Here is a 13,436-nt window from a genome sequence, read left to right as displayed (position 1 = left end):
CTCCCCGCACGCGGGGAGAGGGAACGTGCCTCGACTCGACGTTTGAGAGAGACGGATAGCTCACTGCGAGTGTCCTTCTCCCCGCAAGCGGGGAGAAGGTGGCGGCAGCCGGATGAGGGGCAGACGTCAGCGCAGATTGAAGATCAAGCAGCCTCCGCTGTACCCTCTTCCGGCATCACCACATATTTCTCGCCATTCTCGCAAATGACATGCTCCTTGCCCCATACCCGCAGGGCAGTCACCACCGGCTCGAGGCTCAGCCCCAGCGGCGTCAGCGCGTAATCCACCCGCGGTGGCACGACCGGAAACACGGTCCGCTGCAACAGCCCCGCTTCCTCCAGCTCCCGCAGCTGCTTGGTCAGCATGCGTTGCGTCACCGATGGGATGCGGCGACGCAGTTCGTTGAAGCGTAGCGTGCCGTCTTCCAGCAGGTGATGGAGGATGACGCCCTTCCATTTTCCGTCGAGAAAACTCAGCGTCGATTCCACCGGGCAGCCGGGGAAATTGCCTGTCAGTTTGGCGCGCGGTTTGGACATGGAAGGCATCCTTTCACGGTATACTTTTCGGCACTATAGGCCAAAAATGTGCATTCTTGCGGAAAGGAAACATAGGCGCCATGTAGTCTCCATACAACGAAACAAAGGAGATTTTCGCTATGCGCGCTATCGGTTTCAACCAACCTCAGCCCATCACCGCCGAGACCTCGCTGATCAATATCGAGTTGCCGGAACCGGAAGCCACGGGTCGCGACCTGCTTGTCGAGATCAAGGCCGTCTCGGTTAATCCGGTCGATACCAAGGTGCGCCGTTCGGCCGCCGTCGAGCCCGGCCAGCACCGCATTCTGGGTTATGACGCCGCCGGCATCGTCAAGGCGGTCGGGCCGGGCGTCAAACTCTTCAAGCCGGGCGACGAGGTCTATTATGCCGGCGCCATCAATCGTCCCGGCACCAATTCGGAATTTCATGTGGTCGACGAACGGATCGTCGGGTTCAAGCCAAAAAGCCTGAGCTTCGAGGAGGCCGCCGCCCTGCCGCTGACGGCGATCACCGCCTATGAGGCGCTCTTCCATCGCATGAAGGTGCAGGACAAAGTGGCCGGCGCCTGGAACGCGGTTCTGGTGATCGGCGGCGCAGGCGGCGTCGGTTCGATTGCGATCCAGCTGCTGCGCGAACTGTCCGATGTCACCGTGATCGGCACCGGCTCTCGGCCGGAGACGATGGAATGGATCAAGGAACTCGGCGCCCATCATGTGCTCGACCATTCGAAGCCGATGGCCAAGCAGCTTGCCGAGATGGCGATCGGTGCGCCCGCCTTCGTGTTCTCGACCACCCATACGGAAGATCATCTCAAGGACATTCTCGAGCTGATCGCGCCGCAGGGCAGGCTTTCGCTGATCGACGATCCGAAGGAGCCGATGGACCTGCGCGCCTTCAAGAGCAAGGCGCTGTCGGTTCACTGGGAGATGATGTTCGCCCGGCCGGTCTGGCAGACGGCGGACATGATCGAGCAGCACAAGCTGCTGAACCACGTGGCTGAGCTGGTGGATGCCAAGAAGATCCGCACCACGCTTTCGGACGTCGTCGGGCCGATCAATGCGGAGAACCTGAAGAAGGCGCATGCGATGATCGAGAGCAACCGAACCCGGGGCAAGCTGGTGCTTTCCGGCTTCTGAGCCGCGCTCCCTTCCCGAACATAAAAAGCCCGCCGTGGCTGAAACGGCGGGCTTTTCTGCACAGGCCTGTGGCGGTGGGGATCAGGCCTGAATAACGACGACCTTGGCGCCGACGCCGACGCGGCTGTAGAGGTCGATGACATCGTGGTTCATCATGCGGATGCAGCCGGACGACATAGCGTGACCGATCGATTCCGGCTGGTTGGTACCGTGAATGCGGAAATGCGTGTCGTTGCCGCTGCGATAGAGATACATGGCGCGGGCGCCGAGCGGATTGTTCGGGCCGCCCGGCATGCCGCCGGCAAGCTTGCGGTAACGGGCTTCGCGGCGCTGCATGTTTGCGGTCGGCGTCCAGGTCGGCCATTCGGCCTTACGGCCGACATAGGCATTGCCGGCAAGCGCCAGGCCTTCGCGGCCGACGCCGACGCCGTAACGGATCGCCCGGCCGTTGCCGAGAACGTAATAGGCGCGACGAGCCGGTGTATCGACCACGACGGTGCCTGCCGCATAAGGCGTCGTATAGGCGACCTCGGTGCGGCGAAGCTCCGGATTGATCTTGTCGAGAGAGACCGTCTTCAGCGGGAACTGCTCGTTCGGCAGGGCTGCGTAATTCGTCTGCTCATTGATGGTGGAAGCGCAGCCTGCAAGCAGAAGCGGAATACCGGCAAGAAACCCGCGACGGGAGATCGACATGAATGTGTCCTTGGTGCGTCAAGTTGTTGACGCAACTTATGAAGATTATGGTTAATGAAGTGATAAGCGCAGCATGCTGACGATGATCACGAAGCCGTCAGGACGACGTTCTGGGAACTTCTTTGGCCAGGCCGGCGTTGCCGTGTCCCGCCCGCAAGATTCTTCCAATATCGAGGTTCATCGATGGCCAAGCCGAAATCGGACAAGAAAAACCAGACGGCTCCATTGGTGCATGGCGGATCGGAACTGCCGCTGCTCACGGTGGATAACTACAGCAGCCAGCTGCGCGACAAGAACGGTTTCGTCGGTGATGCCGCGAACAAGAAGACATTCCGGAAAAAGCTCGAGGAATTGCGCAAGCTGATACGGGTGGAGGATAAGGACCCGCTTGGGAAGACGCCCACCAAAGAGCTTTCCAAAAAGAAGATCGATGCCTTTCTGGAAGGCGAGGACCCACATGCGGCGGCCATCGTCATCGGCGCGATTGAGGGTTTTTCGCAAGACTTTGCCGGTGTCATCGCAAAATTCCTCAAGGATGAAAGCTGGGCCAAAACCGAGCGGATCGTGGTTGGCGGCGGCTTTCGCCAGGGGCGTGTCGGGGAACTGGTAATTGCCAGGACGCAGCTTTTGCTGAAAGCGGCCGGCGTGGATATCGGGCTAGTGCCGATCATGCACCATTCGGACGAGGCCGGGCTGATCGGCTCCGTCTATCTGATGCCCGATTGGATGCTGAACGGACACGAGGCTATCCTGGCCGTCGATATCGGCGGCACCAATGTCCGCGCCGGCATCGTGGAATTCGGCAAGGGAAAGGATCGCAACCTCGACGAAACGCATGTGCGCGAATCGATCCTCTGGCGCCATGCCGACCACGAACCGAGCCGAACGGCGACGATCGAAAAGCTTGCCGGGATGCTGGAGGAATTGATCGGGAAAGCCAAGGAGGCAAACCTCAAGCTCGCTCCGCTGATCGGCATCGGCTGCCCCGGCACGGTTTCGGAAGACGGGTTCATCACCCGCGGCGGCCAGAACCTTCCGGGCGGCAACTGGGAAAGCAACCATTTCAACCTGCCGGCCGCACTGATCAAGGCGATCCCGAAGATTGGTGAAAACGACACGTTCATCATCATGCACAACGACGCAGTCGTCCAGGGACTGTCCCAGATGCCGCAGATGAAGGATGTCTTCCGCTGGGCGGTGCTGACGATCGGCACCGGGTTGGGGAACGCGCGGTTTACGAACAGGGGGTGAGAAAGAGAAGTAACACCAAGCATCTGACGGTCCGGCCTCATTGAATGGCGCATAACATGATGCTATTTTTGATGCAGCTGGAGATCTGCAATGAGAACAACCGTTACGATCGACGATGAATTGCTCGCCGATGCCAAAGAATTTACGGGTATTACCGAGACTTCCTCGCTCATCAAAAAAGCCCTTACCATGCTCGTTCAGCACGAAGCCGCGGAGCGGTTGATCATGCTTGGCGGCAGCGAGCCTGATCTAAAGGTTCCACCACGGCGCCGGTGGGATATGGACGGGAACTGGGAAGGTAATCCCGAGTGATATTGATCGACACGTCCGTCTGGATCGATCATCTGCGACAGCGTGAAGAAGCGGTTGAGTTTCTTGTCAGACGAAAACGTGTCCTTGTTCATCCGTTCGTCATAGGCGAAGTCGCGCTTGGCACGATGAAGCAATACGATCAGATTCTCGATGCCTTATCGAGCCTACCACAAGCAACGGTAGCCGGTCGCCACGAGGTCTTGTACCTCGTCAAACAGCACGCACTAATGGGAAGCGGGATAGGTTATGTCGACGCCCATCTATTGGCGTCCACCAAGTTGGCAGATGGCAGTCGACTTCTGACCCGCGACAAGCGCCTAGCGAAAATCGCCACGGCGCTTGGCATCGGATACGAACCCTAGCATCTCACATATTCGGATAGACCGGCCCTTCGCCGCCCTGCGGGGGGACCCAGTTGATATTCTGGTTGGGGTCCTTGATATCGCAGGTCTTGCAGTGGACGCAGTTCTGGGCGTTGATCACGTAGACTTGCCTCCCGTCCTTCTCCACCCATTCGTAGACGCCGGCGGGACAGTAGCGGGTAGATGGGCCGCCAAAGACTTCCAGCTCGGATTTCTTCTGCAGGTCCATGTTCTTGACGTGCAGATGGACCGGCTGGTCTTCCTCGTGATTGGTGTTCGACAGGAAGACCGATGACAGGCGGTCGAAGGTCAGCACGCCGTCCGGCTTCGGATAGTCGATCTTTTTATGCTTTTCCGCTGGTTCAAGGCTCAGCGCGTCCGTCTTGCCGTGTTTCAGCGTACCGAAGAACGAGAAACCGAACAGCTGGTTGGTCCACATGTCGAGGCCGCCGAGGCCGATGCCGACCAGCGTGCCGAACTTCGACCAGAGCGGTTTGACGTTCCGGACCCGCTTGAGGTCCTTGCCGATGGCGGTAGCGCGCCATTCATTCTCGATCTCGACCGGTTCGTCATTGGCACGGCCGGCGGCAATCGCCGCGGCGATCTTGTCGGCGGCCAGCATGCCGGAAATGACGGCGTTGTGGCTGCCCTTGATGCGCGGCACGTTGACGAAACCGGCGGAACAGCCGATCAGCGCACCACCCGGGAAGGAGAGCTTCGGCACTGACTGATAGCCGCCCTCGGTAATGGCGCGGGCGCCGTAGGACAGGCGCTTGGCCCCATCGAACGTGTTGCGGATCGCCGGATGGGTCTTGAACCGCTGAAACTCCTCGAAAGGATAGAGATAGGGGTTCTTGTAGTTCAAGTGCATCACGAAGCCGACGGCGACGAGATTGTCTTCCAGGTGATAGAGGAACGAGCCACCACCGGTATTCATGTTCAGCGGCCAGCCGAAGGAGTGCTGCACCAGACCCGGCTTGTGATGTTCCGGCTTGACCTGCCAGAGTTCCTTGAGGCCGATACCGAATTTCTGGGGCTCGCGGCCTTCGTCCAGCTTGAACCGGGCGATCAGCTGCTTGGCGAGCGAGCCACGCACGCCTTCGCCGATCAGCACGTATTTGCCATGCAGTTCCATGCCACGGGTGAAGGCAGGACCCGGCTCGCCGTTGCGCTCGATGCCCATGTCGCCGGTCGCGACACCCTTGACCGAACCGTCCTCATTGTAGAGCACTTCGGTCGCAGCAAAGCCCGGATAGATCTCGACACCGAGGCCTTCCGCCTTTTCGGCGAGCCAGCGACAGACGTTGCCGAGCGATACGATGTAGTTGCCGTGATTGCTCATCAGCGGCGGCATCATGAAATTCGGCAAGCGGATCGAGCCGGCAGGACCTAAGAACAGGAAATGGTCGTCGGTGACTTCGGTCTTGAACGGGTGACCGTCCTCCTCGCGCCAGCCGGGCAGAAGCGCGTCGACGCCAGACGGGTCGACGACTGCGCCGGACAGGATATGCGCGCCGACTTCCGAACCTTTTTCGAGTACGACCACCGTCAGGTCCGGATTGACCTGTTTCAGCCGGATCGCCGCCGACAGGCCAGCCGGCCCGGCGCCAACGATCACGACGTCGAATTCCATGCTTTCGCGTTCTGGCAATTCGTGGGCGACAAGTTCCTGTTCGCTCATCTCAAACTCCCTCGCCGGCCCCTTCCCGGCTTGTCATTAAGGCATCTGTCCGGCAGGTGCCCTGTCTATCCTGTCTTGACAAAACCCACCCCGCTTGTCGAGGCGGGAAAGCGTCTTCGGCCGTGTCATTCGCGCAAATGGCGTTTCCATTCACTCATATTACGTTTACGTCCACGTAAATTATAGGGCACGACAAAAGAAAGCAAGATCGACCTTTCACGCCCGTTCCCGGCTGCTATAAAAGCTCTCACATGCCGCACCATGCGGCTGAAACAGACACCGAAATCGGGAAGGAACAGCATCATGGATCTCGGCATTACCGGCAAACGCGCCCTTGTACTCGCCTCGTCGCGCGGGCTTGGCCTCGGCATCGCCAAGGCGCTTGCGGCAGAGGGCGCAAATGTCCTGCTCGTCGGCCGCTCGGGCGATCGGCTGGCCGAAAATTGCAAGGAGATCAACGCCGCCGGAAAAGGCAAGGCGGACTGGGTCTGGGGCGATCTTGCCGACGAGAACTTCGTCCAGAATATGGTCAATGCGGTCAAGGAAAAGCTTGGCGGCATCGATATTCTCGTCAACAATACCGGCGGCCCGACGCCGGGTACGACGGAAGACATGTCGGCCGAAAAGCTCGACACCTTCTTCCAGTCCATGGTGATGCGCGTCATCACGCTGACTAATGCTTTGCTGCCGCAGATGAAAGAGCAGGGTTTCGGCCGCATCCTGACAGTCGCCTCCTCCGGCGTTTTCGAGCCGATCGCAAACCTGGCGCTCTCCAACACGCTGCGCGGCGCCTTGGTCGGCTGGAACAAGACGCTTGCGAGCGAAGTCGCGGGCTTCGGCATTACCTGCAACATGCTCCTGCCCGGTCGCATTCACACCGACCGGATCGACGAGCTGGATGGTGCGGCGGCAAAGCGCACCGGCAAGTCGGTGGAGGAAATCCGCACTGCGTCGCTCAAGACCATTCCCGTCGGCCGCCTCGGCAAGGTGGAAGAATTCGCCGCAGCGGGCGCCTTCCTTTGCTCCATTCCGGCAAGCTATGTGACCGGCGTCATGCTGCGCGTCGACGGCGGCACATCGAAGTCTATCTAACGATATGTAAAACTTGAATAAAATTGAGGTGCCGCCATTGGCGGTATCTCAATTCGCATACAGTAAGAGGCAAGCCGGCCCCCAGATTTCAAAGGATCGCCGGCATGATCGAACCTGTTTCGGGGGCATCCGAGTCCCCCTCCCCGAGTAGCACCGTCGGCGTGAACGGCGCGTCGACGTCCATGGCTGCGTCGATTGCGCAGACGCTTGCTACGGAAAAGACGCTGACCTCGTTCGCCGGCGCCAAGGAAGCTGCAACACGGCATAGCAGCGAGGCCACGGCACCCGTCCGCCAGCCTCTTGCCCATGCGCGCAGCCTCGGCGCCATCGACGACGTGATCGTCCGCAACCTGCTCGACAGCTTGTCGCAGGAAAGCCGGGTCGCCGGCAGCTTTTTCCTGACCGATCGCGAAGACCCCGCTCCGAAGTCGCTGATCGCTACCTATTACGAAGACGTGTGATCGTCTCGCCAGTTTGGATCAGACGCGCTATCCTCTCCAGGCAATCAGCCTGCGGGAGATTTTTCGCATGAAAATCGTCAGAATCGCGGCGTCGGTCGTCGGCGTTCTCATCACCCTGATCGGCCTTGTCTGGATGGGCCAGGGCACCGGGTTTTTCCCTTATCCCGCCACCAGCTTCATGATCAACCAGACGCCGTGGATCATCAATGGCGTAATCGCGGTCGTCGTCGGCCTTGCGGTTCTGGTTTTCGCAAGACGGTTTTCCCGCTGAACAGCAGATGGACGTTTTTTCATCCAGAGGATGAGAAAGATTACGCGCAGTTCATCTAAGCCTTTCATTACTAACATTTAATCCGCCGTCACCGGCTCGTGAGCGATTGAGGCGAAATCGGTCTTTTTTGCGCCGCAATACGGGCAGTTCGATGGGTTCGACATCAAGCGAACACCAGAGGCAGCGGTCACCTCATGAACAAGTTTTGGATCTTTACGGGCATTGTCGTCATCGCCGGCGTCGCAGGCTGGGAATATCGCGACCGGGCGTCAGAGCTCTCGCCCTATCTACCCCAGTCGATCGCCTCCTATCTGCCGAAGCCGGCCAAACAGCAGGCCACCAACCAGGCGGATGCCGGCGCGAATGGCAGCGGCAACCGGCAGCAAGGCGGTCGGCGTGGCAATGGTGGACCTCCCGCCGCAGTCAAGACGGTCGCCGCCACGCTTGCCGCCCTGCCGATGGATGTCACCGCAGCCGGTGCGGCGAGTGCCGACGAGAACACCACGATCGCCGCCCAACAGCAGGGCATCGTCGTGAGCATCGCCGCGACCGACGGCGCCTTCGTCAAGCAGGGCGACCCGATTGCCAAGCTGGACGATCGCACCGCGAGGGCCGCACTCGACAAGGACAAGGCGATGCTGGTGCGCGACCAGGCAACGCTCGCCCAGGCCGAAAGCGCGCTGACCCGCGCCAACGATCTTCTCAAAGGCAATGCCGGCACCCAGCAGACCTATGATCAGGCGAAGGCCGCCCGCGATACGGCAGCTGCGACGGCCGATGGCGACAAGGCCGCCATCGCCGCCGATCAGGTCGCCGTCGAAAATACCGATATCCGCGCGCCGTTCGACGGCCGGCTGGGCGATGTCGGCATCAGCACCGGGGCCTATCTCAGCGCAGGCGCAGCCGTGGTGACGATCGCCAAATACGATCCGATCTATGTAAAGTTCCATCTGCCGGAAGCCTATCTCGGCCAGTTAAAACAGGGCAACGCCGCCAAGGCCGTGGCTGTCGATGCCGTGCCGCAGGGTGGCGGCGCCAAGGCCACGGGCACGCTGAGCTTCTTCGACAATACGGTCGATCCGGCCTCGGGAACGATCCTTGCCAAGGCGAAATTCGACAATCCGGACAGCAAGCTGTGGCCCGGACAATCGCTGAACGTCACGGTGCATTTCCAGAGTGACCAAAAGGACGTCGTCGTGCCGACCGTCGCGGTCAATCCCGGCGTCGGCAGCCCGTTTGTTTATGCGGTCGGAGACGACAAGAAGGTGCATGTCACGCCGATCAAGGTCGCCCGCTCCAACGGTCCGAACACGGCGGTTGCCAGCGGCTTGAAGGAAGGCACGCATGTGGTCGTCGAGGGCCAAGTGCAGCTCAGCGATGGCGCGACCGTTGCCGAGCAGTTCAATCAGAACACCAAGGCGGCCGCGAATACCGATAGCCAGTCGATCGAAGTGGGGGCAGCGCAATGATCCCGGAATTCTGTATTCGCCGGCCCGTCGCGACCACGCTTCTCGCCATCGGTGCCATACTGGCCGGGTTGGCCGGTTACCAGCTCCTGCCCGTCGCGGCCCTGCCGCAGGTGGATTTCCCGACCATCAATGTTTCGGCCCAGCTGACCGGCGCCTCGCCGCAGACCATGGCGACCGCGGTTTCGACGCCTCTCGTCAAGCAGTTCGAAACGATCCCCGGCATCAGCGAGATCAGCGCCACCAACTCGCTCGGCAATACCTCGATCGTGCTGCAGTTCGACCTGAACCGCGATATCGATGCGGCCGCAGCCGATGTGCAGGCGGCGATCTCGCATGCGACGCGGCAATTGCCGGACAACATGACGACGCCGCCAAGCTATCGCAAGACGAACCCGGCCGATGCGCCGGTTCTGCTCCTGGCGATCCACAGCGATACCCTTCCCCGCAGCAAGATCGACGAAATGGCGGAAGACGTTTTGTCGCCGGCACTCTCCACCCTGCCCGGCGTGGCGGAAGTGCAGATCTTCGGTGCGCAGACCTATGCGGTGCGCGTCGAGCTTGATCCGAACAAGCTGCAAGCCCGCAATCTCGGCGTCAACACGGTCACCAATGCGATCGCCAATGCCAACAGCCAGGCGCCGGTCGGCTCTCTGGAAAACCAGAGCCAGCGGCTGACGATCAATGCGGATACGCAGCGCACCAATGCCGATCAGTTCCGCTCGCTGGTGATTTCCAGCCCGAACGGCGCACCGATCCATCTCGGCGATGTCGCCGACGTCCAGGACAGCGTCGCCAATCTGGATGCCGGCAGCTGGTATGACAGCAACCAGTCGATCATCCTCGCCATCCAGCGTCAGCCGGATGCCAACACAGTCGATGTTGTGGACATGGTACGCGCCAAGCTGCCATCGCTGCAGGCTGAGTTGCCGGCTTCGGTCTCGCTCAGCGTGATGAACGACGCCTCGACCGCGATCCGCAGCTCGATCTCCGACGTGCAGTTTACCCTGATGCTGACGATAGGCCTCGTCGTACTGGTGATCTACCTGTTCCTCGGCCGGCTGACCGCCACGATCGTGCCGGGCCTTGCCGTGCCGCTGTCGCTGATCACCACATTCGGCGCCATGTATGTGCTGGGCTATAGCATCGACAACATCTCGCTGCTGGGGCTGACGCTGTCCGTCGGGCTCGTCGTGGACGATGCGATCGTCATGCTGGAAAACATCATGCGGCATATCGAGGACGGCATGCCGGTCAGGAAAGCCGCGCTGCAGGGTGCTGCCGAAGTCAGTTCGACGATCATTTCCATGTCGGTGTCGCTGATCGCGGTGTTCATCCCGATCCTGCTGATGGGCGGGGTCGTCGGGCGGTTGTTCAACGAATTCGGCATGGTGGTGGCGCTTGCGATCGTCGCCTCGGCCGTCGTTTCGCTCACCGTCACCCCGATGCTCGGCTCGAAAATGTCCGATGCCCATCACAAGCCGAGCCTGCCGGTTCGCATCTTCGATGCCGGCTTCAGCCGCACGCTGAAGGGTTACGACCGAATGGTCGGCTGGTGCCTGAGGAACCGCGGCATCATCATGCTGGTCTTCCTGGCCTCGGTCGGCGGCTCGATCTATCTGTTCAAGACGCTGCCGACGAGCTTCTTTCCGCAGGAGGATATCGGGCGGCTGACGGTTTCCACCCGCGCCCGCGAAGACATTTCCTATACGGCGATGCGCGACCTGCAGAACCAGGTGGCGGCGATCATCCAGAAGGACCCTTCCGTCGCACATGTCACCTCGATCGTCGGCGGTAATGGGCGCAATCCGCTCAATAACGGTACGATCTGGGTTGAACTGAAGGACCGCGACCAGCGCCCGCCGCTGGAGCAGACATTGCGCGACATGCGCATGGCCACCTCCAAGGTCGCCGGTATCAAGACCTTCATCACCCCGCAACAGAGCCTGCGCTTCGGTGGCCGCTCGACTGTCAGCCAGTATCAGCTCGTGGTGCAGGCGCTGAATGCCAGCCAGACCAACGAATGGTCGGACAAGATCCAGGCGGCGATGAAGGCCGACCGGACACATTTCACCGACGTGACATCAGACGCCCAGAATGATGCGATCGAGGCGAATATCAAGGTCGATCCGGAAAAGGCAGCCTCGTTCGGCATTACCGACGACGCACTGCGCCAGACGCTGCAAATGGCGTTCGGGGGTTATACGGCCGCCGAAATCCAGTCGACCGGCGACAGCTACGACGTCATCACCGAGTTCGACAATACCAAGCAATGGAACGACCAGATGTTGCAAGACATCCGCGTCATGTCGTCGAACGGAACGCTGGTACCGCTGTCAAACTTCGCCCAGGTGGTGCGCCAGACGGCGCCTGTGACGATCAACCAGACGGGTCAGCTGGTTTCGACCACCGTCTCGTTCAATCTGCCGGAGGGCGTCTCGCTTTCTGACGCCACCGCCGCGATCGATCAGTTGAAGACGAACCTGCAGATGCCGAACGACGTGTTCACCTCCTATGGCGGCACGGCGCAGATCTTCCAGCAAAGCCAGGGCAATACGCCGCTGCTGATCCTCGCTGCGGTGCTGACCATCTATGTGGTGCTCGGCGTACTCTACGAAAGCTTCATCCACCCGCTGACGATCCTGTCCGGCCTGCCGGCAGCCGCCTTCGGGGCGCTTCTGGCGCTGAAAATCTTCGGCTTCGACCTGTCGATAATCGCACTGATCGGCTTGTTGATGCTGATCGGCATCGTCAAGAAGAACGCGATCATGATGATCGACGTGGCGGTGGAGACGATGCGCTCGAAGGGTGAAACCGCCTCCCTGGCAATCCACGAGGCCTGCGTGCGGCGCTTCCGTCCGATCATGATGACGACTTTCTGCGCGCTGCTCGGTGCGCTGCCGATCGCACTCGGCACCGGCGCATCGTCGGAACTGCGCCAGCCGCTCGGCGTCGCGGTGGTCGGCGGGCTGATCGTCAGCCAGATGCTGACGCTGTTCATCACCCCGGTGATCTTCGTCGAGATGGATCGCTTCGGGCGGTTCCTCGGAAGATTGTTCAAAGGCATGAAGGACGATCGGCATGAGGCGAATGACGATCACGACGTGCCGACGGCGATTGCAGCGGAGTGAATTCCGTCGAGGGTGTGTCTGCCCCTCATCCGCCTGCCGGCACCTTCTCCCCGTTATGACGGGGAGAAGGAAACAAGCTGCACCGCCTCTATTCCCTCTCAAAACCGGCGTAAGGCACGTCCCCTCTCCCCGCCTGCGGGGAGAGGGTTAGGGTGAGGGGCAAGCTGCGGTGAAGAAGGTGTGAGGCGTCTCAAAATCCCTCAGCCAGCTTCGGGAAATCCTTCACCAGCCCATCGCGCACGACATAGCTGATCGGATCGTCCGGATACCGCTTGGTATCCACCAGCAGCCTCGCAAAGATCACCCGCCGCTCGTCCTTCATCGCCCAGCCGACGAACCAGCCCAGCGGGCGGTTGTAATCCGGCTTGCCGGCCTTGTCGCGCAGCCAGCCGGCGCCGGTCTTGCCCTGGATGTCCCAGCCGTCCCCAGCTTCGAAATGCGGGATGATGGCAAGCGTCTGGTCGACGGCATTTTCCGAGATCGACAGGCGGCCGGTGAGGCATCGGCGGATGAACTGCACCTGCTGGTCGGCGGAGATCTTCAGGGACGACATCAGCCAGGCTTCGGTGAGCCCGCCGGAGACGTCGGTATTGCCATAGCCGAAACGTTTGACGTAATCGGCAAAGGCCTTGTCGCCGAGCTTGCGGGTCAGCTCCTGCGAATACCAGACGATTGAATCCTTTTCCCAGATCAGCGGATCGACATCCTTTTTCACCCGCTCCGGGCCACCGAACTTCGCCTGGTATTTCAGCCGCGGGTTCTGGGCATCGGTCAGGATGCCGGCATCGTAACCCATCATGGCCAAAGGCAGTTTGAAGGTGGATTGCGGATAAAAACCCTGATCGCAAGTGCCCTGACGGTAAAGCGCATCGCCGCTCTGCTCGTCGATGATGACGGTGCAGCGGATGGGCTCGGCAGCCCTGACGGAGACGCAATCGAGAAAAGCAGTGGTTATTCCAAGGGAAACGGCAAGAAGTAGGGGATTTCTGAAAGCCATGATCGTGTTCCAAATGGTTCGGCACCGCAGTTCTAGGTCGACTTGCG

At 60.6% G+C, this 13,436-nt stretch carries 13 protein-coding genes; 9 read left to right on the top strand and 4 right to left on the bottom strand.

Translation table 11 applies throughout. The features are described 5' to 3' along the window. Positions 1-143 precede the first annotated feature (143 nt). Positions 144-536: a winged helix-turn-helix transcriptional regulator gene (locus tag KX729_RS07650; RefSeq protein WP_219741809.1), complete on the bottom strand. Its 393-nt coding sequence runs from the start codon at positions 534-536 to the stop codon at positions 144-146. 119 nt (positions 537-655) lie between these two features. On the opposite strand from KX729_RS07650, the gene KX729_RS07645 reads away from it, so the two are divergent. Continuing rightward, on the top strand, positions 656-1,672 hold the full coding sequence (locus KX729_RS07645; protein WP_219741808.1) for a zinc-binding alcohol dehydrogenase family protein: 1,017 nt from the start codon (positions 656-658) through the stop codon (positions 1,670-1,672). Between the two features lie 81 nt (positions 1,673-1,753). Here the strand turns inward: KX729_RS07645 and KX729_RS07640 are convergent, their stop codons facing one another. Continuing rightward, the gene (locus tag KX729_RS07640; RefSeq protein WP_219741807.1) at positions 1,754-2,365 is read right to left on the bottom strand and encodes a L,D-transpeptidase; all 612 of its coding nucleotides are present in this window, start codon (positions 2,363-2,365) and stop codon (positions 1,754-1,756) included. 183 nt (positions 2,366-2,548) lie between these two features. Between KX729_RS07640 and KX729_RS07635 the strand changes: the two genes are divergently transcribed. The 3 genes from KX729_RS07635 (at position 2,549) to KX729_RS07625 (ending at position 4,290) form a co-directional block, all read left to right on the top strand. Further along, positions 2,549-3,616 (top strand): ROK family protein, encoded by a 1,068-nt coding sequence (locus KX729_RS07635; protein ID WP_219741806.1) that lies wholly within the window; start codon positions 2,549-2,551, stop codon positions 3,614-3,616. A gap of 90 nt (positions 3,617-3,706) precedes the next feature. Next, on the top strand, positions 3,707-3,928 hold the full coding sequence (locus tag KX729_RS07630) for a type II toxin-antitoxin system VapB family antitoxin (RefSeq protein ID WP_219741805.1): 222 nt from the start codon (positions 3,707-3,709) through the stop codon (positions 3,926-3,928). Then, on the top strand, positions 3,925-4,290 hold the full coding sequence (locus KX729_RS07625; RefSeq protein ID WP_219741804.1) for a type II toxin-antitoxin system VapC family toxin: 366 nt from the start codon (positions 3,925-3,927) through the stop codon (positions 4,288-4,290). The genes KX729_RS07630 and KX729_RS07625 overlap by 4 nt, the downstream gene beginning before the upstream one ends. 4 nt (positions 4,291-4,294) lie before the next feature. On the opposite strand, the gene KX729_RS07620 is transcribed toward KX729_RS07625, so the two are convergent. Beyond that, entirely contained in the window at positions 4,295-5,971 is a 1,677-nt protein-coding gene (locus KX729_RS07620; RefSeq protein ID WP_219741803.1) for an electron transfer flavoprotein-ubiquinone oxidoreductase, read from the bottom strand. A 303-nt stretch (positions 5,972-6,274) separates the two neighbouring features. On the opposite strand from KX729_RS07620, the gene KX729_RS07615 reads away from it, so the two are divergent. From KX729_RS07615 to KX729_RS07595, 5 genes are all read left to right on the top strand, one after another. After that, positions 6,275-7,063 (top strand): SDR family oxidoreductase, encoded by a 789-nt coding sequence (locus KX729_RS07615; RefSeq protein ID WP_219741802.1) that lies wholly within the window; start codon positions 6,275-6,277, stop codon positions 7,061-7,063. Between the two features lie 182 nt (positions 7,064-7,245). After that, on the top strand, positions 7,246-7,524 hold the full coding sequence (locus tag KX729_RS07610; RefSeq protein WP_219741801.1) for a hypothetical protein: 279 nt from the start codon (positions 7,246-7,248) through the stop codon (positions 7,522-7,524). 67 nt (positions 7,525-7,591) lie between these two features. Next, positions 7,592-7,795: a hypothetical protein gene (locus KX729_RS07605; RefSeq protein WP_219741800.1), complete on the top strand. Its 204-nt coding sequence runs from the start codon at positions 7,592-7,594 to the stop codon at positions 7,793-7,795. Positions 7,796-7,989: 194 nt separating this feature from the next. Further along, positions 7,990-9,264, top strand: coding sequence for an efflux RND transporter periplasmic adaptor subunit (locus tag KX729_RS07600; protein WP_219741799.1), 1,275 nt, complete (start codon positions 7,990-7,992; stop codon positions 9,262-9,264). Continuing rightward, positions 9,261-12,392 carry an efflux RND transporter permease subunit gene (locus KX729_RS07595; protein ID WP_219741798.1) on the top strand — a complete coding sequence of 1,044 codons (3,132 nt, stop codon included), beginning with the start codon at positions 9,261-9,263 and terminating at the stop codon, positions 12,390-12,392. Before KX729_RS07600 ends, KX729_RS07595 begins: the two co-directional genes overlap by 4 nt. A 190-nt stretch (positions 12,393-12,582) precedes the next feature. Here the strand turns inward: KX729_RS07595 and blaOXA are convergent, their stop codons facing one another. Continuing rightward, the gene (gene blaOXA / locus KX729_RS07590; protein WP_219741797.1) at positions 12,583-13,389 is read right to left on the bottom strand and encodes a class D beta-lactamase; all 807 of its coding nucleotides are present in this window, start codon (positions 13,387-13,389) and stop codon (positions 12,583-12,585) included. Positions 13,390-13,436 lie beyond the last annotated feature (47 nt).

It is taken from the genome of Neorhizobium populisoli (genome assembly GCF_019430945.1).
Classification (GTDB): domain Bacteria; phylum Pseudomonadota; class Alphaproteobacteria; order Rhizobiales; family Rhizobiaceae; genus Neorhizobium; species Neorhizobium populisoli.
The sequence above is the reverse complement of the archived record's forward strand: the minus strand, read 5'-3'. Positions and strand labels throughout refer to the sequence as shown.